The 24,581-nt window shown below is 64.0% G+C and carries 22 protein-coding genes; 5 read left to right on the top strand and 17 right to left on the bottom strand.

What is annotated here, in order from left to right; all coding sequences use genetic code 11:
• Positions 1-24: 24 nt before the first annotated feature.
• On the bottom strand, positions 25-540 hold the full coding sequence (locus ACQKPS_RS10510) for a dihydrofolate reductase (protein WP_254482622.1): 516 nt from the start codon (positions 538-540) through the stop codon (positions 25-27).
• 54 nt (positions 541-594) lie between these two features.
• Here ACQKPS_RS10510 and ACQKPS_RS10505 point away from each other — a divergent pair, with 54 nt between their 5' ends.
• On the top strand, positions 595-1,986 hold the full coding sequence (locus ACQKPS_RS10505; protein ID WP_427603949.1) for a DUF2868 domain-containing protein: 1,392 nt from the start codon (positions 595-597) through the stop codon (positions 1,984-1,986).
• Positions 1,979-3,343 carry a GTPase/DUF3482 domain-containing protein gene (locus ACQKPS_RS10500; protein ID WP_254482620.1) on the top strand — a complete coding sequence of 455 codons (1,365 nt, stop codon included), beginning with the start codon at positions 1,979-1,981 and terminating at the stop codon, positions 3,341-3,343. Before ACQKPS_RS10505 ends, ACQKPS_RS10500 begins: the two co-directional genes overlap by 8 nt.
• Positions 3,344-3,418: 75 nt before the next feature.
• On the opposite strand, the gene ACQKPS_RS10495 is transcribed toward ACQKPS_RS10500, so the two are convergent.
• The 5 genes from ACQKPS_RS10495 to ACQKPS_RS10475 form a co-directional block, all read right to left on the bottom strand.
• On the bottom strand, positions 3,419-4,444 hold the full coding sequence (locus tag ACQKPS_RS10495; RefSeq protein WP_427603947.1) for a putative 2-aminoethylphosphonate ABC transporter substrate-binding protein: 1,026 nt from the start codon (positions 4,442-4,444) through the stop codon (positions 3,419-3,421).
• Positions 4,445-4,474: 30 nt separating this feature from the next.
• A complete protein-coding gene (locus tag ACQKPS_RS10490) occupies positions 4,475-6,199 on the bottom strand; it encodes a putative 2-aminoethylphosphonate ABC transporter permease subunit (RefSeq protein ID WP_427603945.1) in 1,725 nt (574 codons plus the stop codon).
• A 1-nt stretch (position 6,200) separates the two neighbouring features.
• The gene (locus tag ACQKPS_RS10485; RefSeq protein WP_254482617.1) at positions 6,201-7,259 is read right to left on the bottom strand and encodes a putative 2-aminoethylphosphonate ABC transporter ATP-binding protein; all 1,059 of its coding nucleotides are present in this window, start codon (positions 7,257-7,259) and stop codon (positions 6,201-6,203) included.
• 130 nt (positions 7,260-7,389) lie between these two features.
• Complete coding sequence (locus tag ACQKPS_RS10480; RefSeq protein ID WP_283724667.1) at positions 7,390-8,259, bottom strand: LysR family transcriptional regulator; 870 nt, start codon at positions 8,257-8,259, stop codon at positions 7,390-7,392.
• A gap of 9 nt (positions 8,260-8,268) precedes the next feature.
• Positions 8,269-10,518: a heavy metal translocating P-type ATPase gene (locus ACQKPS_RS10475; RefSeq protein ID WP_427603942.1), complete on the bottom strand. Its 2,250-nt coding sequence runs from the start codon at positions 10,516-10,518 to the stop codon at positions 8,269-8,271.
• An 83-nt stretch (positions 10,519-10,601) separates the two neighbouring features.
• Here ACQKPS_RS10475 and cadR point away from each other — a divergent pair, with 83 nt between their 5' ends.
• On the top strand, positions 10,602-11,045 hold the full coding sequence (gene cadR, locus ACQKPS_RS10470) for a cadmium resistance transcriptional regulator CadR (protein ID WP_254482614.1): 444 nt from the start codon (positions 10,602-10,604) through the stop codon (positions 11,043-11,045).
• A gap of 41 nt (positions 11,046-11,086) precedes the next feature.
• Here cadR and ACQKPS_RS10465 read toward each other — a convergent pair whose 3' ends face one another.
• From ACQKPS_RS10465 to ACQKPS_RS10455, 3 genes are read right to left on the bottom strand one after another with little or no spacing between them, the layout of a single operon-like run.
• Complete coding sequence (locus tag ACQKPS_RS10465) at positions 11,087-12,058, bottom strand: thymidylate synthase (RefSeq protein ID WP_254482613.1); 972 nt, start codon at positions 12,056-12,058, stop codon at positions 11,087-11,089.
• A gap of 52 nt (positions 12,059-12,110) precedes the next feature.
• Positions 12,111-12,917 (bottom strand): prolipoprotein diacylglyceryl transferase, encoded by an 807-nt coding sequence (gene lgt, locus ACQKPS_RS10460; protein WP_079230092.1) that lies wholly within the window; start codon positions 12,915-12,917, stop codon positions 12,111-12,113.
• Positions 12,918-12,933: 16 nt separating this feature from the next.
• On the bottom strand, positions 12,934-13,716 hold the full coding sequence (locus tag ACQKPS_RS10455; RefSeq protein WP_254482612.1) for a sulfite exporter TauE/SafE family protein: 783 nt from the start codon (positions 13,714-13,716) through the stop codon (positions 12,934-12,936).
• Positions 13,717-13,845: 129 nt separating this feature from the next.
• Between ACQKPS_RS10455 and ACQKPS_RS10450 the strand changes: the two genes are divergently transcribed.
• The gene (locus tag ACQKPS_RS10450; protein ID WP_427603939.1) at positions 13,846-14,592 is read left to right on the top strand and encodes an NRDE family protein; all 747 of its coding nucleotides are present in this window, start codon (positions 13,846-13,848) and stop codon (positions 14,590-14,592) included.
• Positions 14,593-14,615: 23 nt separating this feature from the next.
• On the opposite strand, the gene ptsP is transcribed toward ACQKPS_RS10450, so the two are convergent.
• From ptsP to ilvA, 4 genes are all read right to left on the bottom strand, one after another.
• On the bottom strand, positions 14,616-16,895 hold the full coding sequence (gene ptsP / locus ACQKPS_RS10445; protein ID WP_254482610.1) for a phosphoenolpyruvate--protein phosphotransferase: 2,280 nt from the start codon (positions 16,893-16,895) through the stop codon (positions 14,616-14,618).
• 22 nt (positions 16,896-16,917) lie between these two features.
• On the bottom strand, positions 16,918-17,397 hold the full coding sequence (locus ACQKPS_RS10440) for an RNA pyrophosphohydrolase (RefSeq protein WP_003249017.1): 480 nt from the start codon (positions 17,395-17,397) through the stop codon (positions 16,918-16,920).
• Between the two features lie 135 nt (positions 17,398-17,532).
• The gene (locus ACQKPS_RS10435) at positions 17,533-17,958 is read right to left on the bottom strand and encodes a DUF2269 family protein (protein ID WP_427603936.1); all 426 of its coding nucleotides are present in this window, start codon (positions 17,956-17,958) and stop codon (positions 17,533-17,535) included.
• A gap of 38 nt (positions 17,959-17,996) precedes the next feature.
• Complete coding sequence (ilvA, locus tag ACQKPS_RS10430; RefSeq protein WP_254482608.1) at positions 17,997-19,511, bottom strand: threonine ammonia-lyase, biosynthetic; 1,515 nt, start codon at positions 19,509-19,511, stop codon at positions 17,997-17,999.
• A 134-nt stretch (positions 19,512-19,645) separates the two neighbouring features.
• Between ilvA and rpiA the strand changes: the two genes are divergently transcribed.
• A complete protein-coding gene (gene rpiA, locus ACQKPS_RS10425) occupies positions 19,646-20,320 on the top strand; it encodes a ribose-5-phosphate isomerase RpiA (RefSeq protein WP_054885499.1) in 675 nt (224 codons plus the stop codon).
• Positions 20,321-20,402: 82 nt separating this feature from the next.
• Here the strand turns inward: rpiA and ACQKPS_RS10420 are convergent, their stop codons facing one another.
• The 4 genes from ACQKPS_RS10420 to ACQKPS_RS10405 all read right to left on the bottom strand — a co-directional run bounded on the left by ACQKPS_RS10420 (position 20,403) and on the right by ACQKPS_RS10405 (position 24,579).
• Positions 20,403-21,305, bottom strand: coding sequence for an SdiA-regulated domain-containing protein (locus ACQKPS_RS10420; protein ID WP_254482607.1), 903 nt, complete (start codon positions 21,303-21,305; stop codon positions 20,403-20,405).
• 81 nt (positions 21,306-21,386) lie between these two features.
• A complete protein-coding gene (locus tag ACQKPS_RS10415; protein WP_427603934.1) occupies positions 21,387-22,310 on the bottom strand; it encodes an SdiA-regulated domain-containing protein in 924 nt (307 codons plus the stop codon).
• Positions 22,311-22,491: 181 nt separating this feature from the next.
• Complete coding sequence (locus tag ACQKPS_RS10410; protein WP_427603932.1) at positions 22,492-23,157, bottom strand: fumarylacetoacetate hydrolase family protein; 666 nt, start codon at positions 23,155-23,157, stop codon at positions 22,492-22,494.
• Between the two features lie 24 nt (positions 23,158-23,181).
• A complete protein-coding gene (locus tag ACQKPS_RS10405; protein WP_427603930.1) occupies positions 23,182-24,579 on the bottom strand; it encodes an FAD-binding oxidoreductase in 1,398 nt (465 codons plus the stop codon).
• Positions 24,580-24,581 lie beyond the last annotated feature (2 nt).

The following is a 24,581-nucleotide window of genomic DNA, read 5'->3' as shown; positions in this document are numbered from 1 at the left end:
GGCTGCTTTGCAGCCCCAGCAGTCTCAAACCTTGTCCCAGACCTCGAAGCGATAGGCAGGCTTGCCTTCTTCAGCCTGTGCCTCGCTCGACACCAGCTTCCACTGGCCCTCATCGAACGCCGGGAACCACGCATCCCCTTCAGGCGACAGTTCGACCCGCGTCAGGTACATCCGGCTCACCAGCCCCTTCTCCAGCGCCTGCCCATACAGCTGCGCCCCGCCAATCAGCATCAGCTCGCCAGCGCCCTGCTCACGCGCCCACTGCTCGGCCCGGGCCAGCGCCGCCTCCAGCGAGCCATACACTTCGGCCCCGTCCAGCTCCAGACCGGCCTGCCGGCTGACCACGATATTCAACCGCCCCGGCAACGGCCGGCCCAGCGAATCCCAGGTTTTGCGCCCCATGATGATCGGCTTGCCCAGGGTAGTGGCCTTGAAGTACTTGAAGTCCCCCGGCAGGTGCCAGGGCATGGAGTTGTCGATGCCGATCACGCGATTTTCGGCGTGAGCCGCGATCAGGCTGAGGGGGAGTGATGTATTCATGCCAGCGAGGATAGCACCCGGCGTGTGGGTTATGCTTCTGCCCTGAACCACGCAATGGAAGACCTTGTGACTGCACCCACTCCACTGGACACGCGCTGGCTCACCGAAGCGGTACGCCTGCGCGAGGAACACGCAGGCCTGCTGGACGACCAGGAGGCCAATCGCCATGCCCGACAGCAAGGCGGCGACCTGGCAGCGCGCATCGAAACCCGCGCGCTGTTCCTCGCCGAACGTGACGGCATGACCACGGCCCTGCGCCACTGGAAGCAGGGCGCCCGCCTGGCGTTGCTGGCCCTGATGCTGTTGGCCGTATTCAGCGGCGCAGGCCTGGCCTTGGCCGCCTTGGGCGACGGGCAGCGACCGGTCAATGTGTTCTGGGCCCTGGGCAGCCTGCTCGGGCTGAACCTGCTGATGCTCCCGGGCTGGACCGTGGGCTTTACCGTGAGCGGCGAGCACGGCGCCAGCCTCGGCCGCCTGTGGTTGTGGTTGAGTGAGCGCTTCGCCCGCGATGCCAAGGCCGCACACCTGGCGCCAGCACTGCTAGTGCTGCTGCAACGCCAGCGCCTCAACCGCTGGCTGCTGGGCGCTCTTGTGCACGGCCTGTGGCTACTGGCGATGGTCACGGCCCTGGGCCTGCTGCTGGCCTTGCTGGCAACCCGCCGGTACGGTTTCGTCTGGGAAACCACGCTGCTGGCCGCCGACCCGTTCGTTCACCTGACCCAAGCCCTCGGCGCCCTGCCCTCGCTGTTCGGTTTCGCCGTACCGGACGAGGCCATGATCCGCGCCAGTGGCGATACCTTCCCTGCGCTGGATGCCGCCCGCCAGGCCTGGGCCAGCTGGCTGCTCGGCGTGGTGCTGGTGTACGGCCTGCTGCCACGCCTGTTGCTGGCCGGGCTGTGCCTGTGGCGCTGGCGCCAGGGCCGCGCCCGGCTCACACTCGATCTCAGCCTGCCGGGCTATGCGCAGCTGCGCGATGCCCTGATGCCGCGCAGCGAACGCATCGGCGTGCAGGATGCCGCCCCTGAAGCGCTGCCGCAGTTCCAGGCGGGCCAGCTGGACCTTGGCAGCAGTGGCGCCCTGCTGGTGGGCCTGGAGCTGGACGACCAGCGCCCCTGGCCACCCGCCCTGCCCAAGGCGGTAACCGACGCTGGCGTGCTCGACAGCCGCGAATCCCGTAACAAGCTGCTGGAGCAGCTCAGCCGCTTCCCGCCGGCACGCCTGGCCATCGCCTGCGACCCCCGCCGCTCCCCCGACCGCGGCAGCCTGGCGCTGCTCGCAGAGCTGGCACGCCATGCCGGCGCCACCCGCATCTGGCTGCTCCAGGCCGCCCCCGGCCAGGCCCTGGATGCCGAACGCCTGGGCGACTGGCACGACGCCCTCGACCGTCTCGGCCTGCCCCACGCCGACACCTCGCCCCTGACCTGGCTGGAGCATGGCCATGACTGAGCCGTTGAAACTGGCCGTGGTCGGCCACACCAACGTCGGCAAGACCTCGCTGCTACGCACGCTCACCCGCGACGTCGGCTTCGGCGAGGTCTCGCACCGCCCCAGCACCACCCGCCATGTCGAGGGTGCACGGCTGTCGGTGGACGGCGAACCTTTGCTGGAACTCTACGACACCCCCGGCCTGGAAGACGCCATCGCCCTGCTCGACTACCTCGAACGCCTGGAACGCCCCGGCGAGCGCCTGGATGGCCCGGCCCGCCTCGAACGTTTCCTGCAAGGCAGCGAGGCACGTCAGCGCTTCGAGCAGGAAGCCAAGGTGCTGCGCCAGTTGCTGGCAAGTAACGCCGGCTTGTATGTGATCGACGCCCGCGAACCGGTGCTGGCCAAGTACCGTGACGAACTGGAAGTGCTGGCCGGCTGCGGCAAGCCACTGCTGCCGGTGCTGAACTTCGTCGCGAGTAGCCAGCACCGCGAACCGGAATGGCGTGAAGCCCTTGCCCGGCTTGGGCTTCACGCGTTGGTGCGGTTCGATAGCGTGGCGCCTCCTGAAGATGGCGAACGCCGGCTGTACGAGAGCCTGGCGCTGTTGCTGGAAGAGGCCCGCCCGACCCTGCAACGGCTGATCGACGACCAGCAGGCTCAGCGCCTGGCACGCCAGCACAGCGGCAAGCGACTGATCGCCGAACTGCTGCTCGATTGCGCCGCCTGCCGACGCAGCGTCGCGGCCGAGCCACCGGCTGAAGCCAAGGCCATCGAAGCCTTGCGTCAGGATGTGCGCCAGCGTGAACAGCGTTGTGTGGAGGCCCTGCTCAAGCTCTATGCCTTCCGCCGTGAGGACGCCAATGCCGGTGACCTGCCACTGCTGGACGGGCGTTGGGGTGATGACCTGTTCAATCCCGAGACCCTGAAGTTGCTTGGCGTGCGCCTGGGTAGCGGCGTCGCGGCCGGGGCGGCGGCCGGTGCCGGGGTGGATCTGCTGGTAGGCGGGCTGACGCTGGGCGCCGCAGCGTTGGCAGGCGCGATTGCCGGGGGCGCGCTGCAGACCGCGCGTAACTATGGGTCGCGGCTGATGGGCAAGCTGAAGGGGCAGCGCGAGCTGACGGTGGATGACACGGTGCTGCGGTTGCTGGCCTTGCGCCAACAGCAATTGATGGTGGCGCTGGATGGCCGCGGACATGCGGCGCAGGACAGCATCAAACTGGGGGCCGTGGACGAGAAGGCTTGGCGAGAAGGCAAGCTGCCGGAGGCTTTGAGCAAGGCACGGGCGCATCCGCAATGGTCGACGCTCAACCCTGGGGCGAAGCTCAACCAGGCCGAGCGGCAGGAACAGCTGGAGGCGTTGGTTTCACAGATCTGAATCAGCAGGTTCAGCCTCTTCGCGGGCGCGCCCGCGAAGAGGTCATTACAGGCATGACCCGTTCAGGGTCCGGGCTTATTGCTGGGCCACTTTCTCCGACTTGCCGTCATAGCGTTTGCGCCATTCGGTCAGGATCTCGTCGCGGTTCTTGGAGGCCCAGGCAAAGTCGTTCCTGATCAGGCGCTGCTGATAGTCGGCCGGCAGCTCGGTCTGCGGCTTGGCAATGCCTGGCGCGGCCAGTACGGCAAAGTTTTCCTTGTACAGCTCCATGGCCGCCGGGCTTGCCGAGAAATCGGCCAGGCGCTTGGCCGCGTCAGTCTTTGGCGAGCCCTTGATCACGGCGGTCGCCTCGATCTCCCAGCCCAGGCCTTCCTTCGGCAGCACGATATCCAGCGGCGCGCCCTGGCGCTTGAGCTGCACGGCCGGGTACTCGAACGAAATGCCGATCGGGAACTCACCCGCCGCCGCCAGCTTGCACGGCTTGGATCCGGAGTGCACGTATTGGCCGATGTTCTGGTGAAGGGCGTCCATGTACGCCCAGCCCTGCGGCTCGCCGAAGGTCTGCAGCCAGGCGCTGACGTCGAGGAAGCCGGTGCCGGACGAAGCGGGGTTGGGCATGACGATCTTGCCTTTGTATTCAGGCTTGGTCAGGTCCTGCCAGCTCACCGGCTTGCTCAGGCCCTGCTTTTCGGCTTCGACGGTGTTGAAGCAGATGGTCGCGGCCCAAACGTCCATGCCGACCCAGGCTGGCGGGTTGGCGGCGTCGCGGTAGTTCGCGGAGATCTTGCCAAGGTCTTTCGGCGCGTAGCCTTCGAGCATGCCATTCTGGTCGAGGATGGCCAGGCTGGAGGCGGCCAGGCCCCAGACCGCGTCGGCTTGCGGGCGGTCTTTCTCGGCCAGCAGCTTGGCCGTGATGATGCCGGTGGAATCACGCACCCACTTGATCTCGATGTCTGGGTTGGCCTTTTCGAAGGCCTGCTTGTAGCTTTTGAGCTGCTCGGCTTCCAGGGCGGTGTAGACAGTCAGCTGGGTGGCTGCGGCCGAAGCCTGCAGGTTGAAGACGGCGGATACGGCAACGGCAAGTGCAAGGGGCTTGAGCATGATGCGTTTCCTATCAGAGTGGGCAGTCGGTCAATGGCCCGGGGCGCGCTGGCGCCAGGCCTGGGAGCGGCGCAGCAGGCCGCGGGAAGCAGCGGCCAGCAGCAGGGAAGCCGCGGCGCTGGTCAGCAGGATAAGGGTCGACATGGCGGCAGCGCCGCCGACGTTGCCGGCATCGTCCATGTTCAACACGGCGACGGCGGCGAGGATGGTGTCGGGGCTGTAGAGAAAGATCGCCGCCGACACGGTGGTCATCGCCGAGACGAACAGGTAACGGATGATATCCAGCAGCGCCGGCAGGCAGATCGGCACGGTGACGCGCACGAAGTGCTTGTATAACGGCGCCTTGAGCGACAGCGCGGCAGCCTCGAACTCGGCGTCGAGCTGGCGCAGCGCGGTGGCGGCGGTCATCTGCGCGGTGGTCAGGTAGTGGGCGATGGTGCACAGCACCAGCAGCGCCATGCCGCCATAGAACACGTGCAGCGGGTTGCCGTTGAGGTTGAAGAAGAACACGTAGCCCAGGCCCAGTACCAAGCCAGGCACAGCCATGGGGATGAAGCTGAGCAGGCGCAGGGCCTGGTTGAGCAGACGCTGCCCTTGGGTCTTCTCCATCAGGTAGGCGCCGGTGAAGATCACCAGGCTACCAATCAGTGCAGTGCACAACGCCATGGTCACGCTGTTGCGATAGGCCAGCCAGCCGCCACCGGCGGTGTCGTCGAACCTGTAGTGCTTGAATGACAGGGTCAGGTTGTACGGCCAGAAGGTCACGAGCGACGAGTACACCGCCATGCCGATCACCACCAGCAGCGCCGCGCAGACCAGCAGCACGATGGTCAGGAAGCAGGCATCACGGCAGCGCGACGGCTTGGGTTCGAACACTTGGGCACGGCCGCTCATGGCCTCGCCCTGGCGCCGACGCAGCCAGGCATCGACGCCGAAGCTGAGCAGCGCTGGCAGCAGCAGCACGATGCCGATCAACGCGCCACGGCCGAACTGCTGCTGGCCGACCACCGCCTTGTAGGCTTCCAGCGCCAGCACCTGATAATCGCCACCGACCACGACAGGCACGCCGAAGTCGGTGATGGTCAGGGTGAACACCAGGCAGAATGCGGCGAACACCGCCTGACGCGTGGCTGGCCAGGTGATGCTGCAGAATGCCCGCCACGGCCCGGCGCCCATGCTCGACGCCGCGTCGAACAGCCGTGCGTCGGCCAGCGACAAGGCAGAAAGCAGGATCATCAGCGCATGGGGGAAGGTGTAGATGGCCTCGCCGAGCACGATGCCCCAGAAGCCGTAGATGTTGTCGTTAAGGAGGCTGCGCAGCAGGCCCTGGTTGCCGAACAGGTAGACCAGCGCAATCGCCGGCAGCATCGACGGCGCCAGCAGCGGCAGCAGCGAGATGCCGCGCCACAGGCCCTTGGCCGGGATCAGGGTGCGCTGCAGGGCATAGGCGAACAGGTAGGCCAGCGGTACCACGATTGCCGCCACGCTGAACGCCACCGACAGGCTGTTGCCGAGCAGCCAGCGGAAGTTCTCGCTGGCAAACAGTTCGCGGGCCGCCAGCAAACCGCCCCCCTGGCCGGCTTCAGCGCTGAAGCCTTTCCAGAAAATGGCCAGCAGCGGCATCACCACGGCCAGCAATAGCAGGACCAGCAGCAGGCTTTTGCCACCGATGACGAACAGGCGATCACCCAGGGCGACGTCACCGCGTCGCGCATCCTTGGTCTGGGTAAACGGCAGGGACATTGGCGCGGCCATTTCAGGCAAACACCTGCAGGCTCTGCGGCGGCAAGGCCACCCAGATATCCTGCGAGCCCAGGCGCGGCATGGCTTCCGGCGCCAGTTCGGCGAGCAACGCATGCCCCGGCAGGGCTTTGAGTTCGAAACTCATGCGGCAGCGGTTGCCCAGGAAGGTGATTTCGCGGACCTTGGCCGGGAACAGGTTTTCCTCATGCATCACCGGGTTCACCGTGATCGCCTCCGGGCGACAGAACAACCGGCCGCTGCGTGCGGAGCCGGCGTTGGCCGCCAGGCGCATGCTCATGGCGCCGACCTGGGCATGGCTGTCGCCACTGCGCTGGAACGGTAGCCAATTGCCCTGGCCGACGAATTCGGCGACGAACGGCGTGGACGGCTGGCCGTAGACTTCCTGCGGGGTCGCGTACTGCTCGACCTGGCCGTTGTTCATCACCGCAATGCGATCGGCCATGAGCATGGCCTCGTCCTGATTGTGGGTGACCATCAACGTGGTGATGCCCAGCTGGCGCTGCAGCTGGCGAAGCTCGGTGCAAAGGTGCTCACGCACCCGGGCATCCAGTGCCGACATCGGTTCGTCGAGCAGCAGCAGCGACGGCGACGGTGCCAACGCGCGCGCCAAGGCCACGCGCTGTTGCTGGCCGCCGGACAGCTGGCCGGGGTATTTCTTTTCGCTACCGGACAGGCCAACCAGTTCGAGCATATCAGCCACGCGCTGACGGCTCTCGTCGCGACTGCCGCCAGTCAAGCCGTAGGCGATATTGGCTTCGACAGTAAGGTTGGGGAACAGCGCGTAGGACTGGAACAGGATGCCGTAGTCCCGCGCTTGGGGAGGCAGCTCGGAAACATCGCGTTCACCGATGTACAGCGCACCACGGTCCTGGCGTTCGAGGCCGGCAATGCAGCGCAACAGGGTGGTCTTGCCGCAACCGGACGGGCCGAGCAGGCAGACCAGCTCGCCCGCAGCGACGTCCAGAGACACGTCGTTGAGCGCCGTGAAGGCACCGAAACGCTTGTGGATACCGCGCACTTTCATCTGTGCGCCCGGAATGGCGTGGTTCATGGCAAGGCCTCATCGAACAAGTGAGGGCCATGCTAGGAAGGCTGTGCGAAGGTTCTGTGGCTTTAGGGCAAAAGCCGGTGATAGTGGTATAGGCAGATTTTGTAGTGCCCGCGAAGAAAGCAACACCGATCTAGAACTGCGAACCCACCACTTCCTGGGCGACGCCAAGGAAAGCCGCCGGCAACCGGGCCTGGCGCCGCTCCTTCAGGCAATACAGGTACTCATGCATCACCGGCGCATTGTCCAGCGCCAGCACCCGCAGCTCCGGATTGTGCGGCACCTCATGGCGGGCTATCACGCTGATGCCGATATTGCGCAGTACCGCCTCGCGGATCGACTCGCGGCTGCCAATCTCCAGCAACGACCCGGCCTTCACCCCCGCCTCAAGCATCATCTGCTCGGTCAGCTGGCGCGTGGTCGAGCCCTTCTCGCGCATCAGCAGGCAATGCCCCGCCAGCACATCGATGGATACCGCATGCCGATGGGCCAACGGATGATTGCGATGCACTGCCACCACCAGCGGATCGGTGCCCAACACCCGTCGCACCAGCCGGGCATCCTCTACCAGCTGCGACGAGGCAGCGATATCCACCCGGTAATCTTCGAGCATCTCCAGCACCTGCTGCGAGTTGCCGATCTCCACCGTCAACTCGACATGGGGCAGGCGCTCGCGAAAGATCTTCACCAAGTCGAGGATGTAGTACGGCGCGGTGGCAGCGATGCGCAAACTGCCCTGGGCCTGGCCGCTGTTACGCAGCTCGAACTCGATGTCGGCCTCTTGCTGCAGCAGCGCCTTGACCATGGGTAGCAGCCGCACACCCTGCTCGCTTAACACCAGGCGCCGTCCACCGCGGTAGAACAGCTCCACCGCATAGTGGCTTTCCAGGCTGCGGATCTGCGTCGTCACGGTCGGCTGGCTGAGCCCGAGCTTCTTCGCCGCCAGGGTGATGCTGCCCAGACGGGCCACCATGTAGAAGGCTTTGAGCTCGGCACTCAGCATTGCAGGACCTCATTTGCGCAACAGGCGCAGACCGTTGAACACCACCAGCAGGCTCACGCCCATGTCGGCGAACACCGCCATCCACATGGTCGCCATGCCGGCAAAGGTGATCGCCAGGAATATCGCCTTGATGCCCAGCGCCAGAACGATGTTCTGCGTCAGGATCGCCGCACTTTGGCGCGACAGCCTGACGAACGCCGGGATTTTACGCAAGTCGTCATCCATCAACGCCACGTCGGCGGTCTCGATCGCCGTGTCGGTACCTGCCGCCGCCATGGCGAAACCGATCTCCGCACGGGCCAGTGCCGGCGCGTCGTTGATGCCATCGCCGACCATGCCGACCCGGTGCCCTTCGGCGTACAAGCGCTCGATGCTGTGCAGCTTGTCGGCCGGCAGCAGGTTGCCCTCGGCCCGGTCGATACCCACCTGCGCGGCAATGGCCTGGGCAGTGTGCGGATTGTCGCCGGTCAGCATGACGGTCCTGATACCCAGCGCGTGCAGTTCGGCAATGGCCTGGCGGCTGCTGTCCTTGACCGTGTCAGCCACGGCGAACAGGGCCAACGGCCCGGAGCGGTCGAGCAGCAGCACCACCGTCTTGCCCTGCCGCTCCAGCGTATCCAGCTGCGCCTCCAGCTCCGGCGAGCACAGGCCCAGCTCCTCGACCAGGCGATGGTTACCCAGGTGGTAGGTTTCGCCGTCGATATCACCGCGCACGCCGCGGCCGGCCAGGGCGACGAAATCGTTGACCTCGCTCAGCGCCAGGTTCTGCGCCTTGGCAAACTGGGCGATGGCGCCCGACACCGGGTGGTCGGAACGGTCGGCCAGGCTCGCCGCCAACGCCTGGGCACGGCCCTCGAACAGGGGTTCGAGCACCTTGGCATCGGTTTGCACCGGTTTGCCGTGGGTGATGGTGCCGGTCTTGTCCAGGGCGAGGAAATCCAGCTTGCGGCCGCCTTCCAGATAAACCCCGCCCTTGATCAGGATGCCTTTGCGCGCCGCAGCGGCCAAGCCACTGACGATGGTCACAGGCGTGGAGATGACCAGCGCACACGGGCAAGCCACCACCAGCAGCACCAACGCACGGTACATCCAATCGAACCAGGCCCCGGCCATGAACAGCGGCGGTATCACTGCCACCGCCAGGGCCACGATGAACACCACCGGGGTGTAGAGGCGCGAGAACTGGTCGACAAAACGCTGGGTAGGCGCACGCGCACCCTGTGCTTCTTCGACGGCCTTGATGATGCGCGCCAGGGTCGATTGCCCTGCAGCGGCCGTTACGCGGTATTCCAGGGCACCAGCCTGGTTGATGGTGCCGGCGAACAGTTTGTCGCCCGCCGCCTTCTCCACAGGCAGGCTTTCGCCAGTGATCGGCGCCTGATCGACGCTGGATTGCCCGCTGACCACGTGGCCATCCAGACCAATGCGCTCGCCTGGGCGCACCCGCACCAAAGCACCCGTCGTCACCTCACGCACCTCTACCTCATGCCACTGACCATCGGCCTGCTGTACCGTGGCCATGTCCGGAGCCAGCTGCATCAACCCGCCGATGGCATTGCGCGCACGGTCCAGCGAGCGCGCCTCGATCAGCTCGGCGACGGCGAAAAGCACCATGACCATGGCTGCTTCCGGCCACTGGCCAATCAGCACGGCGCCGGTCACGGCAATGCTCATCAGCGCATTGATGTTGAGATTGCGGTTCTTCAGGGCGATCCAGCCCTTCTTGTAGGTGCCCAGGCCGCAGCCGAGGATTGCCGCCAGCGCAAGCGCGGCCACCAGCCATTGCGGCGCAAGGCTGGCGAAGTGCACGATTTCAGCGGCGATCGCGGCAATACCCGAGAAGGCCAGCGGCCACCAATGGGCCTTGTGCGGCTGCGCTGCGGCGCCGCTGCCGTCGTCTTCAGCAGTCAACGGCTCGGCCTTCATGCCCAGGCTGTCGATGGCTCGCTCGATCTCGCCCGTACCGTTCAAGGTATGACGCACGCCGAGCACACGGTTGATCAGGTTGAATTCCAGCTGCTCGATGCCCGCCAGCTTGCCCAGCTTGTCCTGGATCAAGGTCTGCTCGGTGGGGCAGTCCATGGCGTCGATGCGAAAGCGGCTGAGCTGGGCGTGGCTGCTGGCCTCGCTCAATTGCACAAACGCGGGCGCAGCGCTGGAGCCACAGCAGCTGTGACCGTGAGCGACGTGGCCATGGTCTTCTTCGCCATGGGCATGATCGTGTGGATGCTTGTGTTCGTGGCTGACAGGCTGGTTCATGGGGTCATCCTTAAATTGAGCCTGTTGCCAAGTGAACACCCTGTAGCCACTATAGGGTCAAGCCACTTGTTGGAGATTTCGTCATGAAAATCGGAGAACTGGCCAAAGCCACCGATTGCGCCGTGGAAACCATCCGCTACTACGAGCGAGAACAGTTACTGCCGGAACCGGCGCGCACCGAGGGTAACTACCGGCAGTACACACAGGCTCATGTCGAGCGACTGACCTTCATCCGCAACTGCCGAACGCTGGACATGACCCTGGACGAAATCCGCAGCCTGCTACGCCTGCGCGACAGCCCCGACGACGCGTGCGGCAGCGTCAATGCGCTGATCGACGAGCATATCGAGCATGTACAGGCGCGGATCGATGGCTTGGTGGCATTGCAGGAGCAGCTGGTGGAGCTGCGGCGGCGCTGCCATGCGCAGGGGGCGGAGTGTGCGATCTTGCAGCAGCTGGAGACGAACGGGGCGGTATCAGTGCCTGATACCGAGCATTCGCATGTAGGCCGAAGCCACGGGCACTGAGATTGCCGGGGCTGCAAAGCAGCCCCCGGTAATCTAGAGAATCACACCGCCATCGGCGCCGTCATCGGCGCATGGTGCTCATACCCTTCCAGGCTGAAGTCGCTCGGCTCGATCTTCTCCAGCCACTCCGGCTCGTACTTGCCGGTCTTGGCGAACTCCGGCACACGGTCACTGATCACCAGCTTCGGCGCTGCCAGCGGTTCGCGCTTGAGCTGCTCGTTGAGCATGTCCAGGTGATTTTCATACACATGGGCATCGCCAATGAAGTAGGTGAACCAGCGCGGGGTGTAGCCGGTCAGGCGGCCGAACAGCGACAGCAGCGCCGCGCCTTCGGTGAGGTTGAACGGCGTGCCCAGGCCCAGGTCGTTGGAGCGGATGTAAAGGGTCAGGGAAATTTCCCTGGTCTCGACATTCGGGTGGAACTGGTACAGCAGATGGCACGGTGGCAGGGCCATTTCGTCAAGCTGGGCGCAGTTCCAGCCGTGGAACAGGATGCGTCGGCTGCCTGGGTCGTTGGCGATGGTGTCCAGGCACTGGCGCACCTGGTCGATGGCCTTGTACAGGATGACGAAGGCCACGCCATCCTCTTGGTCCTGGGCAATGCGACGGAAGCCCGCCTTCTCGGCCATTTCGATGGCGGCCGGGTTACTCAACGGGATGCGCTTGTAGCCCGGCCACTGGCGCCATTGCACGCCGTAGATCTCACCAAGGTCGTCATGGCCCTGGCGGAACGGGTTGGCCAGCCACTGGGCGTTCTCGTTGGCGTTCTGGTCCCAGACTTTGCAGCCCAGGTCGCGGAATTCACCGGCGTTCTTCACGCCACGCAGGAAGCCTACCATCTCGCCGATCGCCGACTTGAACGCCAGCTTGCGCGTGGTGATGGCCGGGAAGCCTTTTTGCAGGTCGAAACGCAGCATGGCGCCCGGCAGGCTGATGGTGCGGATGCCGGTGCGATTGCCTTGCAGGGTGCCGTTTTCGATGACGTCGCGGACCAGGTCCAGATACTGTTTCATGGCTTACCTGTAACGAAAACGGCAGGGGGATCACCCCCTGCCGTGGGAATAATCAGGCGGGTTTCGCCGTGGGCTTGCGATTATAAGCCCACCAGATCAGGCCAAGGCCAGCCAGGATCATCGGCACGCAGAGAATCTGACCCATGGTCAGCCAGCCCCAGGCGATGTAACCGAGCTGGGCGTCCGGCACCCGGACGAATTCGACGATGAAGCGGAAGATGCCGTAGAACAGCGCGAACATCCCGGATACCGCCATGGTTGGCCGCGGCTTGCGCGAGAACAGCCAGAGGATGACGAACAGTGCCACGCCTTCCAGGGCGAACTGGTACAGCTGCGACGGATGGCGCGGCAGCTGGGCCGGGTCGCTGAAGGGTGGGAAGATCATCGCCCATGGCACGTCGGTAGGCTTGCCCCACAGCTCAGCGTTGATGAAGTTGCCGATGCGCCCGGCGCCCAGGCCGATCGGCACCAGCGGCGCGACGAAGTCCATCAGCTCGAAGAACGACTTGTTGTTGCGCTTGCCGAACCACAGCGCGGCCAGCATCACGCCGATGAAGCCACCGTGGAACGACATGCCGCCTTTCCAGACCTCGAAGATCAGCGTCGGGTTGGCCAGGTAGGCATGCAGGTCGTAGAACAGCACGTAACCCAGGCGCCCACCCACGATCACCCCCATCGACAACCAGAACACCAGGTCGGAAAGTTTCTCGCGGGTCCAGGTCGGGTCGAAGCGGTTGAGCCGGCGCGAGGCCAGCAGCCAGGCACCGCCGATGCCGACCAGATACATCAGGCCGTACCAGTGGATTTTCAGTGGCCCGAGGGCTACGGCCACGGGGTCTATCTGCGGGTAAGGCAGCATGGAACTTCCTCTCGATTCAAATCAGAAAGCTGAGGCCGACGCAGAACAGCAAGGCTGCGAACAGGCGTTTCAACAGGCGTGGCGACAGCTTGTGCGCCAGGCGGGCGCCGAAGCGTGCGAAAAACATGCTGGTCACGGCAATGCCGATCAGCGCCGGCAGGTAGACGAAACCCAGGCTGTGGGGCGGCAAATGCTCCTCGTGCCAGCCCAGCAGCATGAAGCTCAGGGCGCTGGCCAGGGCAATTGGCAAGCCGCAGGCCGATGACGTCGCCACGGCTTTTTGCATCGGCAGGCCGCGCCATGTCAGGAACGGCACGGTCAGCGAGCCGCCGCCGATGCCGAAGATAGCCGAAGCCCAACCGATCACCCCGCCAGCGCCAATCAAGGCCGGCTTGCCAGGAATGTCACGGCTGGCCTTGGGCTTGAGGTCCAAGGCCATCTGCGCGGCGATGATCAGGGCAAATACGCCAATGATCTTCTGCAAGTGCGGGCCCTGGATCAGCGAAGCGGTCTTGGCGCCAATACCGGCGCCGATAAGGATACCGAGGGTCATCCAGGCGAAGATCGGCCATTGCACGGCGCCCTTGCGGTGGTGCTCGAGCACGGCATTGATCGAGGTGAAGACAATGGTTGCCAGCGAGGTGCCGACCGCCAGGTGAGTCAGCACTGACGCATCGAAACCTTGCAGGGTGAAGCTGAACACCAGCACCGGCACGATGATGATGCCGCCGCCCACGCCGAACAGCCCGGCCAGCACACCGGCACAGGCGCCCAATAGCAGATAGAGCACGAATTCCATTCGTCGTCCCCGAGAAAACAATCCGGCATGGTAACGGAAGCCGGGCTCGGGGCTCTAGTGAACTCTGTGACAGGATGGATCGACACCCGCGCACTGGGTACAGTGGGCAAAAACACAGAGGCCCAACCTATGTGCCTGATCGTATTCGCCTGGAGGCCCGGGCATGCCCTGCCACTGATCGTCGCGGCCAACCGTGACGAGTTCTACGCCCGCCCGACCCAGGCCCTGGCTGCGTGGGGCGATGCGCCCGGGGTATATGCCGGGCGTGACCTTGAAGCAGGCGGTACCTGGCTGGGCGTTGGCCCCCAAGGGCGCTTTGCGGCGCTGACCAATATCCGCGACCCTGGGCAGGTGCTGGGGCCGCGTTCGCGGGGCGAGCTGGTGGCGGCTTATCTGCAGGGTGAACTGGGGGTGGAGGCCTACCTCGACCAGGTGGCCAGCTGCAGCGACCAGTATTCCGGATTCAACCTGCTGGTGGGGGATGGCCGTCAATTAGGCTACCTGCATGCCCGCGACGTGGCGCCGCGCTTGTTGGAGGCCGGGGTGTACGGGCTTTCCAACGCCGGGCTGGATACGCCATGGCCGAAGCTGGTGAAGGCACGTACTGGGCTGGAGGCAGTGCTTGAGTCGGCAGATCCGCAGCGCTTGCTGGCGTTGCTGGCCGATAACGAGCCGGCAGCCGACGCTGAGCTACCGGAGACCGGCGTAGGGGTAGCGACCGAGAAGTTGCTGTCGAGTGTGTTCATTGCCAGCCAGAACTACGGCACGCGGGCGAGTACCGTGCTGATAGTGGATGAACAAGGCAGAAGGCAGCTGATTGAGCGTAGTTTCGGGCCTTTTGGTGGGCATTTGGGCGAAGTCAGCCTGGATATATGAGGCCAGTACAGGCAACTTCAAATTCACAGGGTTTTATTGGCCCCGGGCCCGATCATGCGCGCCAGCCCGAGGTTCTTCAGGGCCAGTTGCAACGAGCTGTGGATAACTTGCGGGTTGTCATGGCTCAAGGCTTCGACCAGCAGCTCCTTGGCCTTGCTCATGTTCACCTGGCGCAGCATCCACTTCACCTTCGGCAGGTTGGTGGCGTTCATCGACAGGCTATCGAAGCCCATGGCCATCAACAGGATCGCTGCCGCCGGGTCGCCGGCCATCTCGCCACAGATGCTCACCGGCTTGCCTTCGCCATGAGCATCACGCACCACGGTATTGAGCGCCTGCAGCACCGCTGGGTGTAGATAGTCGTAAAGGTCGGCGACCCGCGGGTTGTTGCGGTCCACCGCCAACAGGTACTGAGTGAGGTCGTTGGAACCGACCGAGAGGAAGTCCACCTGCCGCGCCAGCTCCTTGGTCTGGTACACCGCCGCAGGAATCTCCACCATCACGCCCACTGGCGGCATCGGCACGTCTGTGCCTTCGTCGCGTACCTCGCCCCAGGCACGGTGGATCAGATGCAGCGCCTCTTCCAGCTCGTGAATGCCGGAAATCATCGGCAACAGGATGCGCAGGTTGTTCAGGCCCTCGCTGGCCTTGAGCATGGCGCGGGTCTGCACCAGGAAGATTTCCGGGTGATCGAGGGTGACGCGAATGCCGCGCCAGCCGAGGAACGGGTTTTCTTCCTTGATCGGGAAGTACGAAAGCGCCTTGTCACCACCGATGTCGAGGGTGCGCATGGTCACCGGCAGCGGGTGGAAGGCCGCCAACTGCTCGCGGTAGATCGCCAGCTGCTCCTTCTCGCTGGGAAAGCGCTGGTTGATCATGAACGGCACTTCGGTGCGGTACAGGCCAACCCCTTCGGCACCGCGCTGCTGGGCGCGGGCCACATCGGCGAGCAGGCCGGTGTTGACCCACAGCGGCATGCGGTGGCCGTCGGGGGTGACGCACGGCAGTTCACGCAGGGCATCGAGGCCTTGGGCCAGCTGGCGCTCTTCCTCGACCACATCGCTGTACTGCTTGCGCAGCACGTCACTGGGGTTGGTGAACACCTCGCCCTTGTAGCCGTCGACGATCATCTCGATGCCATCGACCTTGGAATACGGCAGGTCGACCAGGCCCATCACCGTCGGGATGCCCATGGCACGGGCGAGGATGGCGACGTGGGAGTTGCCCGAACCCAGTACCGAAACCAGGCCTGCCAGCTTGCCTTCCGGCACTTCGCCGAGCATCGCCGGGGTCAGCTCTTCGCTGACCAGGATGGTGTTGTCGGCATACACCAGCGACTGCGAGCGGGCTTCCTGCAGGTAGGCCAGCAAGCGCCGGCCAAGGTCCTTCACATCCGAGGCGCGCTCGCGCAGGTAGTCGTCGTCCATCAGCTCGAAGCGGTTGACGTGCTCGCCAACCACCTGGCGCAAGGCACCCTGGGCCCATTGGCCGGTCTTGATGACTTCGATCACTTCGCCACCGAGGGCGGCGTCTTCGAGCATCATCAGGTACACATCGAACAGTGCGCGCTCTTCCGGGCGCAGCTGGGTCGCCAGCTTGGCCGACAGCTTGCGCATGTCTTCACGCACGCCTTCGAGGGCGTTCTGGAAAAGTTTCAGCTCGGCGTCGATGTCATCGACGGCCTTGTCCGGCACCACTTCCAGGTCGGCCGGTGGCAGCATGACCACGGCACGCCCAACAGCAGCCCCCGGCGAGCCCGGTACGCCGACGAAGCGCGCTTCCTGGATGCCCTTGCCCTGGCGGCCCAGGCCACGAATGGAGCCCGTGGCTTCGGCGTGGGCGATAACCCCGGCGAGCTGCGCGCTCATGGTGACGAGGAAGGCTTCTTCGCCTTCGTCGAACTGGCGGCGCTCCTTCTGCTGGATGACCAGTACACCCACCACACGCCGGTGGTGGATGATCGGCGCACCGAGGAAAGAGGCGAATTTCTCTTCGCCGGTTTCGGCGAAGTAGCGATAACGCGGGTGATCGGCGGCGTTTTCCAGGTTCAGCGGCTCTTCCCGGGTACCGACCAGGCCGACCAGGCCCTCGTTGGGAGCCATGCTGACCTTGCCGATCGAGCGCTTGTTCAGGCCCTCGGTGGCCATCAGCACGAAGCGGTTGGTTTCCGGGTCGAGCAGGTACACCGAGCAGACCTGGCTGCCCATGGCCTCCTTGACGCGCAAGACAATGATCCCCAACGCCGTCTTGAGATCTTTGGCGGAGTTCACTTCCTGGACGATCTTGCGCAGCGTATTGAGCATGGCTCGGGGTCGAACTCCGTCGTCAGTCGCGCGTCAGCAGACGCGGTGCAAGCTCTTTCAGGGCGCGGCGGTAGACTTCACGCTTGAATGTCACCACCTGGCCCAGCGGATACCAATAGCTGACCCAGCGCCAGCCGTCGAACTCCGGCTTGCCGGTCAGGTCCATCCGCACCCGTTGTTCATTGCTCACCAGGCGCAGCAGAAACCACTTTTGCTTCTGGCCGATGCACAGCGGTTGGCTGTGGGTGCGGACCAGCCGCTGGGGTAAACGATAACGCAACCAGCCGCGGGTGCAGGCAAGAATTTCCACATCGTCGCGTTCAAGGCCAACTTCTTCGTTCAGCTCGCGGTACAGGGCATCTTCTGGCGTCTCGTCAGGGTTGATACCACCCTGGGGGAATTGCCAGGCATCCTGGTTGATCCGTCGAGCCCATAGCACCTGCCCGGCATCATTCGTAAGAATGATCCCAACATTGGGGCGAAAACCATCCGGGTCGATCACGGCAGCAACCTCGCAAACGCATGTCACCGCATTGTTCCACAAAGCCTGCGAGCGCAGCAACGCGCCCGCCACGCTTATGTGCAGTGCGGTGAAAACTCCTCGTATCGCAATGGAGCGCGAAGCCCTGCCCAGGCTTCAGACCGGCTTGGCGCCCATCAGCCCGGCGATGGACAGGAAGCAGACACCGCTGAAAACCGCCAGTGCCAGGGTAAACCGCAACCCTACCACTTCAGCCTTGCGCAGCCGGTTCAGCCGCTCCAGCAGCCACCACCCGGCAAACGCGCCCAAGGTGTAGATGACGCTGGAGGCCAGCACCCAGGTCTGCCCCAGCGGCCAACCCACCCGATGCACCAGCCACCAGCCGGTGAACGGCATGCTCGCCATGCACACCCCCATTACCAGCCAGACGAACACCAGCGGCCGCCGCAGCAGCTTGGCATAGGCCTCGCCATCGCCCTGGCGGCGGGCCCGCACGGTCCAGGCCGTCAGGCCCAGGGCGCCCAGCAGCAACAGCACGGTGGCAATGATATGCAGCGCTTTGAGGGCAGTCAGGTGTTCCATGTCTTCACATCCTTGAGCGATAAGCCAAGCTTAGTCGCTCAACCCAGGAACAGCTTGTACGCCGGGTTGTCGGTCTCGTCCCAGTACGGGTAACCGATCTTGGCCAGCGCCGCCGGCACCAGGTGACGTTCGTCCTCCGGTACCTGCAAGCCTGCCACCACGCGCCCGTCAGCCGCACCGTGGTTGCGGTAGTGGAACATCGAGATGTTCCAGCGCCCACCCAGCTTGGTGAGGAAGTTGAACAACGCCCCCGGCCGTTCGGGGAACTCGAAGCGCAGCACGATCTCGTCGCTGGCACCGGCTGAATGGCCACCGACCATGTGGCGGATGTGCAGCTTGGCCAGTTCGTTGTCGGTCAGGTCTGTCACCGGGAAGCCCTGCTCGATCAGGTGCTGCACCAGCGCAGCGCGTGGGTCGTTTTCCGGGTGGGTCTGCACGCCAACGAAAATGTGCGCCTCATCGGAGGTGTGCTTGCGGTAGTTGAATTCGGTGATCTGGCGCTTGCCGACGGCCTCGCAGAAGGCCTTGAAGCTGCCCGGGCGCTCGGGGATGGTCACGGCAATGATGGCTTCGCGCCTTTCGCCCAGTTCGGCACGCTCAGCCACATGACGCAAGCGGTCGAAGTTGACGTTGGCGCCCGAGTCGATGGCTACCAGGGTCTGCCCGGTCACGCCGTTGAGCTCGACATACTTCTTGATGCCCGCCACGCCCAACGCGCCGGCAGGTTCGGTGATCGAGCGGGTATCATCGTAGATATCCTTGATTGCCGCACAGATTTCATCGGTACTGACAGTTACCACCTCATCCACGTGGTGGCGGCAGATGTCGAAGGTGTGCTGGCCGATCTGCGCCACCGCCACGCCGTCGGCGAACAGCCCGACCTGTGGCAGCACCACGCGCTCGCCAGCCGCCATCGCTGCCTGCAGGCAGTTGGAGTCGTCAGGCTCGACGCCGATCACCTTGATTTCCGGGCGCAGGTACTTCACATAGGCCGCAATACCGGCAATCAGGCCCCCGCCGCCCACCGGGACGAAGATCGCGTCCAGTTGCCCGGGATGTTGACGGAGGATTTCCATCGCCACGGTGCCTTGGCCGGCAATGGTGTGCGGGTCGTCATAGGGGTGGATATAGACGAAGCCTTTCTCGTCGACCAGCTTCAGCGAGTAGGCCAGCGCTTCCGGGAACGAATCGCCATGCAGCACTACCTTGCCGCCGCGCGAGCGCACGCCTTCAACCTTGATCTCCGGCGTGGTCTTGGGCATCACGATGGTGGCCTTGATGCCCAGCTCGCGGGCCGCCAGGGCCACGCCCTGGGCGTGGTTGCCAGCCGAAGCAGTCACCACGCCGCGGGCCAGTTCTTCCTGGGTCAGCTGCGCCAGCTTGTTGTACGCCCCGCGGATCTTGAACGAGAACACCGGCTGCAGGTCTTCGCGCTTGAGCAGAATCTGGTTGCCCAGGCGCTTGCTCAGTTGGCCGGCGCTCTGCAACGGGGTTTCGACAGCGACGTCGTAGACGCGCGAGGTGAGGATCTTCTTGACGTACTGTTCGAGCATCGGGAAAGCATCACTGGCCGCGGGACAAGGGCTGGGAGTCTACCCCAGCGCTACGTCGGGCGACCACAGCAAAGCCGCCCGAGCCGTTATACTAGGCTCCTTTCACTACCGCCCTGCCCCTTTCCGGAGCCCGCATGACCCAGGACCAACTCAAACAGGCCGTTGCCCAGGCCGCTGTCGACTTCATTCTGCCAAAGCTGGATGAAAAGAGCGTTGTCGGCGTCGGCACCGGTTCGACCGCCAACTTCTTCATCGACGCCCTGGCCCAGCACAAGGCCGCCTTCGATGGCGCGGTCGCCAGCTCCGAGGCCACCGCCCAGCGTCTGAAGGGCCATGGCATCCCGGTCTATGAGCTGAACAGCGTCAGCGAGCTGGAGTTCTATGTCGACGGCGCCGACGAAAGCGACGCGCACCTGAACCTGATCAAGGGCGGCGGCGCAGCCCTGACCCGCGAAAAAATCGTCGCGGCCGTGGCCAAGACCTTCATCTGCATCGCCGACGGCAGCAAGCTGGTGCCGGTGCTGGGCGCCTTCCCGCTGCCGGTCGAGGTCATCCCGATGGCCCGCAGCCACGTGGCGCGTCAGCTGGTCAAGCTGGGCGGCGACCCGGTGTACCGTGAGGGCGTGGTGACCGACAACGGCAACGTGATCCTCGATGTGTACAACCTGCAGATCACCAACCCGGTGGAGCTGGAAGCACAGATCAACGCCATCGTCGGCGTGGTCACCAACGGCCTGTTCGCGGCGCGCCCGGCGGACCTGCTGTTGCTGGGTACCGCCGAAGGCGTGAAGACCCTGAAGGCCGAGTGATGCATTCGCGGGGCAAGCCGGCTCTCACAAGCAGGAAACCTGTGGGAGCGGGCTTGCCCCGCGAAGAGGCCCTGACAGGCGCTCAATCAGCTGACCGCTTGAACACATAGAACAGGTTCGGCTCACTGACCAGGTAGATGGTCCCGGCTTCATCCATCGCAATGCCCTCGGCCTGCGGCACCGTCGCCTGCAACCCCTGATAGCCCTTGCGCAACGACAAGGTACTCAGCGGTTTCCCTTCCACATCCAGTTCGAGCACCAGCCGCGACTCATCCGACAGCGCCAGCAGGTGCCCACTGCGCTCGTCGAACTGCAAACTCGAAAGGTCACGCACGAACAACCGTGCATCGCGCTCGCGGTCCTGCAACACATGCACAGCATAGGGCTGCTGCGGATTCTGATGCGGGAAGCCCCGCACTTCGTAGATCAGCATCGGATCGCGCTCCTTGGCCACGAACAGGCGCTGGCCTGCCGAGTCGTAGGCCAGGCCCTCGAATCCCTTGTTGCCATTGAGGCCGATCCCCAGGCTCAACTGCTCGGCATCCGCGGCGTCGATAAACAACGTGTCATCATCGAGCCGTACACGGATCAACCGCTGCTGGCGCTCATCAGTGATCACGTAGGTGTTGGGCCCGACATACTCCACGGCCTCCGGGTCGCCAAAGCCGGTCAGCGGCACGCGACGCAGGATACGCCCATCCAGCGACAGCTCGATCAGCTCCGACCGGGCATTGGTGACGGTGAACAGGGTTTTGCGATCAGGGTCGTAGGTCAGCGCGGAGAGGTCGTCGTCCAGCCCGTCGACCGGCTGCGCCTCGACGACCACGCGATAACGATCAAGGCCAATGCCCCGCTCTGCTGGCTGCCACCAGGTCTTGAGGTTGAACCAGCCCCGCTCGAACAGGCGAAACTCCTGCCCAGCCAGGCCCAGAAGCAGCAGCCCGGCAAAAACGAAGAGCATGGGAAGACGAGCAAAGCGGCGCATAACGACAGACCCGACAGGAAGGAGGCGAATCTAACCATCGGCGACTGAAGTGAAACTTAATGTGCGATCAGTCTGATATTACTACTGACTTTTCTTGAATCGATAGAACAGGTTCGGCTCGCTGACCATGTACAGGTTTCCCTGATCGTCCATGGCAACGCCTTCGGCACGCGGAATGGTGTGCTGCAAGCCGTTGAAACCACCCAGCAGGGTCATGAAACTGACCTGCTGGCCTTGCTCATCAAGCTCCAGCAGCATGTTGGAGTCTGCCGATAAAACCAGCAGATGCCCCGTGCGCGGGTCGACGCCCAGGGCCGACAGGTTGCGCAAGTCGAGTTCGTCGTTGGCCAGGACCTGTTTCTCACCCTTGAGCGGGCTGCGCCCGTCGGTGCTCCAGGTGTACAGTTTCGGCGGCCGCTCCTCGCCGATCACCAGACGCTGGCGCAACGGGTCCCAGGCCACACCTTCAAAGCCCTTGTTGTGCTTCACCGACTCGCCCAGGTTGTAGCTCTGGAAATCCGCGTGGTTCAGCGAAGCGGTCCGGGCATCCATCTTGACCACGGTCAGGTCGTGCAGGCGTTCATCGGTGATCGCCAAATGGCCATCTTCCATCACGGCGACGCCTTCCGGGTTGCTCCAGCCCACCAGCGGGATCTTGCGCAGCACGTCGCCGTCGAGACTGAGCTCGACCAGGAACGGGTTCTTGCCCATCACCGCGAACAACGTGCGGGTGTGCGGGCTGTAGGCGATGTCCGAAGCTTCGTCATCCTCCATGCCCGGCAACACTTTGGCGTCGATCTCGACCTGGTAGTCCGGCAGCCACACGCTTTCGCTACGCTCGGCGCTGGTTTCGAAGCCTTCCTTGACCCACAGCAGGCCGCGGTCATCCCAGTGCATGGCCACTGACACGCCGTAACCGATCATTGCAGCAACGGCCAGGCCGAAAGGCCAGCGCAGGTAGAAGCGGCGCTTGGGGGATGCGGGGGCGCTGGAAGATGCCGACATGCGTAGGTCCTGGGAAATGGGCGAAGATGCGCGCATTATCCGCATGAGATGTGAAAAATCGGTAAATCGTGCTGGCCTCTTCGCGGGCATGCCCGCTCCCACAGGGATCGCACAACGCCTGAGGCTTGTGCATCACTTGTGGGAGCGGGCGTGCCCGCGAAGCAGGCGACACGGTTTCAGGTCAGAGCACCCGGCTCTCGAAGCGGCAAACGCCCGGCAGCTCCAGCACCAGCTCGTCACCGACATTGAACGGCCCGACACCGGCCGGGGTGCCGGTCAGGATCACATCCCCCGCCTGCAGCGAGAAATGCGCCGCCATGTACTGGATGATCGGCATGATCGGGTTGAGCATCATCGCGCTGTTGCCGTCCTGGCGCACTTCACCATTGATGGTCAGGCGCACCGGAATATCGGTTACATCTTCAAAGGACGCTGCGGAAACGAACGGTGGCAGCACGCAAGCGCCGTCAAAGCTCTTGCACAACTCCCACGGCAGGCCCTTTTCCTTGAGCTTGGCCTGCACGTCGCGCAGGGTCAGGTCCAGCGCCGGGGCGTAACCGGAGATCGCGTCCAGCACTTCTTCCTCGGAGGCGCTGGACGACAGCGGCTTGCCCAGCAGTACGGCAATTTCCGCCTCGTAGTGCACCGAGCCACGGTCGGTCGGGATCTTGAACCCGCCTTCCAGTGGCACCACGCAGCTGCCCGGCTTGATGAACAGCAGCGGCTCGCTAGGAATGGGGTTGTCCAGTTCCTTGGCATGTTCGGCGTAGTTGCGGCCGATGCACACCACTTTGCCCAGCGGGAAATGAATGCGCGTGCCGTCTACATACTGGTGCTGGTAACTCATGGCCGACTCCTTTGATTACTGCTTTTATTCAGGAGCGAAGATCTTACCCGGATTCATGATGCCATTAGGGTCGAATACGGCCTTGATTGCCTTCATGCAGGCAATTTCATCCGGCGAGCGGCTGTAGCCAAGGTAGTCGCGCTTGGTCATGCCCACGCCGTGCTCGGCCGAAATCGAACCGTTGTAACGCTGGACGATCTCGAATACCCACTTGTTGACCTTGGTGCACGAGGCAAAGAAGTCATCCTTGCTCATGTGCTCGGGCTTGAGGATGTTCAGGTGCAGGTTGCCGTCGCCGATGTGGCCGTACCAGACCACTTCATAGTCCGGATAGTGCTCGCTGACGATGGCATCGATATCGCGCAAAAACGCCGGCACCTTGGAAACGGTGACGGAAATGTCGTTCTTGTAGGGCGTCCAGTGGGAAATGGTCTCGGACAGGTACTCGCGCAGTTTCCACAGATTCTTCAACTGGGTTTCGCTCTGGCTCATCACCCCATCCAGCACCCAACCCTGCTCGACGCAGTGCTCGAAGGTGGCCAGCGCCTGGTTGGCCACCTCCTCGGTGCTGGCCTCGAACTCCAGCAACGCATAGAACGGACAGTCGGTGGCGAACGGGGCAGGTACATCGCCACGGGCCATGATCTTGGCCAGGCCCTTGTCGGAAAAGAACTCGAAGGCGGTCAGGTCGAGCTTGCCCTGGAAGGCATGCAGTACCGGCATGATCGAGTCGAAATCCGGCGTGCCCAGCACCATCGCCGTGAGGTTGCGCGGGGCACGGTCCAGGCGCATGGTCGCTTCCACCACGAAGCCCAGGGTGCCTTCGGCGCCGATGAACAGCTGACGCAGGTCGTAGCCGGTGGCGTTCTTGATCAGGTCCTTGTTCAGTTCCAGCAATTCGCCCTTGCCGGTGACCACTTTCAGGCCAGCCACCCAGTTGCGGGTCATGCCGTAACGGATGACCTTGATGCCGCCGGCATTGGTGCCGATATTGCCGCCAATCTGGCTGGAGCCGCTGGAGGCGAAGTCCACCGGGTAATAAAGGCCTTGTTCTTCGGCAAAGGCCTGCAACTGCCGGGTGATCACCCCCGGCTGGCACACCACGGTGCGGTCGAAGGCATTGAAACCGACGATCTGGTTCATATGGTCGAAGGCGACCACGACTTCGCCATTGGCCGCCACAGCACCGGCGGAAAGCCCCGTACGCCCGCCGGAAGGTACCAGTGCAACGTGGTGCTGGTTGGCCCAGCGGACGATGGCCTGGACCTGTTCTACCGTCTTGGGGAACACGATGGCCGTGGGCGCGGGTGGGTAATGCTTGGTCCAGTCCTTGCCGTAGGTGTCCAGGGAAACGGGGTCGGTCAGGACCTTGCCAGGGTCGACAAGGGTCATCAGTTCATCAATTACAGCGGGGTGGGTCATCG

Origin of the sequence: Pseudomonas sp. NPDC086566 (genome assembly GCF_050280885.1) — a bacterium.
GTDB lineage: Bacteria > Pseudomonadota > Gammaproteobacteria > Pseudomonadales > Pseudomonadaceae > Aquipseudomonas > Aquipseudomonas vlassakiae.
The sequence above is the reverse complement of the archived record's forward strand: the minus strand, read 5'-3'. Positions and strand labels throughout refer to the sequence as shown.

What these genes read in the sequence shown, in the direction of transcription:
- ACQKPS_RS10510 (WP_254482622.1), bottom strand. Translation starts at nt 540, where the DNA reads ATGAATACATCACTCCCCCTCAGCCTGATCGCGGCTCACGCCGAAAAT.
- ACQKPS_RS10505 (WP_427603949.1), top strand. Translation starts at nt 595, where the DNA reads ATGGAAGACCTTGTGACTGCACCCACTCCACTGGACACGCGCTGGCTC.
- ACQKPS_RS10500 (WP_254482620.1), top strand. Translation starts at nt 1,979, where the DNA reads ATGACTGAGCCGTTGAAACTGGCCGTGGTCGGCCACACCAACGTCGGC.
- ACQKPS_RS10495 (WP_427603947.1), bottom strand. Translation starts at nt 4,444, where the DNA reads ATGCTCAAGCCCCTTGCACTTGCCGTTGCCGTATCCGCCGTCTTCAAC.
- ACQKPS_RS10490 (WP_427603945.1), bottom strand. Translation starts at nt 6,199, where the DNA reads ATGGCCGCGCCAATGTCCCTGCCGTTTACCCAGACCAAGGATGCGCGA.
- ACQKPS_RS10485 (WP_254482617.1), bottom strand. Translation starts at nt 7,259, where the DNA reads ATGAACCACGCCATTCCGGGCGCACAGATGAAAGTGCGCGGTATCCAC.
- ACQKPS_RS10480 (WP_283724667.1), bottom strand. Translation starts at nt 8,259, where the DNA reads ATGCTGAGTGCCGAGCTCAAAGCCTTCTACATGGTGGCCCGTCTGGGC.
- ACQKPS_RS10475 (WP_427603942.1), bottom strand. Translation starts at nt 10,518, where the DNA reads ATGAACCAGCCTGTCAGCCACGAACACAAGCATCCACACGATCATGCC.
- cadR (WP_254482614.1), top strand. Translation starts at nt 10,602, where the DNA reads ATGAAAATCGGAGAACTGGCCAAAGCCACCGATTGCGCCGTGGAAACC.
- ACQKPS_RS10465 (WP_254482613.1), bottom strand. Translation starts at nt 12,058, where the DNA reads ATGAAACAGTATCTGGACCTGGTCCGCGACGTCATCGAAAACGGCACC.
- lgt (WP_079230092.1), bottom strand. Translation starts at nt 12,917, where the DNA reads ATGCTGCCTTACCCGCAGATAGACCCCGTGGCCGTAGCCCTCGGGCCA.
- ACQKPS_RS10455 (WP_254482612.1), bottom strand. Translation starts at nt 13,716, where the DNA reads ATGGAATTCGTGCTCTATCTGCTATTGGGCGCCTGTGCCGGTGTGCTG.
- ACQKPS_RS10450 (WP_427603939.1), top strand. Translation starts at nt 13,846, where the DNA reads ATGTGCCTGATCGTATTCGCCTGGAGGCCCGGGCATGCCCTGCCACTG.
- ptsP (WP_254482610.1), bottom strand. Translation starts at nt 16,895, where the DNA reads ATGCTCAATACGCTGCGCAAGATCGTCCAGGAAGTGAACTCCGCCAAA.
- ACQKPS_RS10435 (WP_427603936.1), bottom strand. Translation starts at nt 17,958, where the DNA reads ATGGAACACCTGACTGCCCTCAAAGCGCTGCATATCATTGCCACCGTG.
- ilvA (WP_254482608.1), bottom strand. Translation starts at nt 19,511, where the DNA reads ATGCTCGAACAGTACGTCAAGAAGATCCTCACCTCGCGCGTCTACGAC.
- rpiA (WP_054885499.1), top strand. Translation starts at nt 19,646, where the DNA reads ATGACCCAGGACCAACTCAAACAGGCCGTTGCCCAGGCCGCTGTCGAC.
- ACQKPS_RS10420 (WP_254482607.1), bottom strand. Translation starts at nt 21,305, where the DNA reads ATGCGCCGCTTTGCTCGTCTTCCCATGCTCTTCGTTTTTGCCGGGCTG.
- ACQKPS_RS10415 (WP_427603934.1), bottom strand. Translation starts at nt 22,310, where the DNA reads ATGTCGGCATCTTCCAGCGCCCCCGCATCCCCCAAGCGCCGCTTCTAC.
- ACQKPS_RS10410 (WP_427603932.1), bottom strand. Translation starts at nt 23,157, where the DNA reads ATGAGTTACCAGCACCAGTATGTAGACGGCACGCGCATTCATTTCCCG.
- ACQKPS_RS10405 (WP_427603930.1), bottom strand. Translation starts at nt 24,579, where the DNA reads ATGACCCACCCCGCTGTAATTGATGAACTGATGACCCTTGTCGACCCT.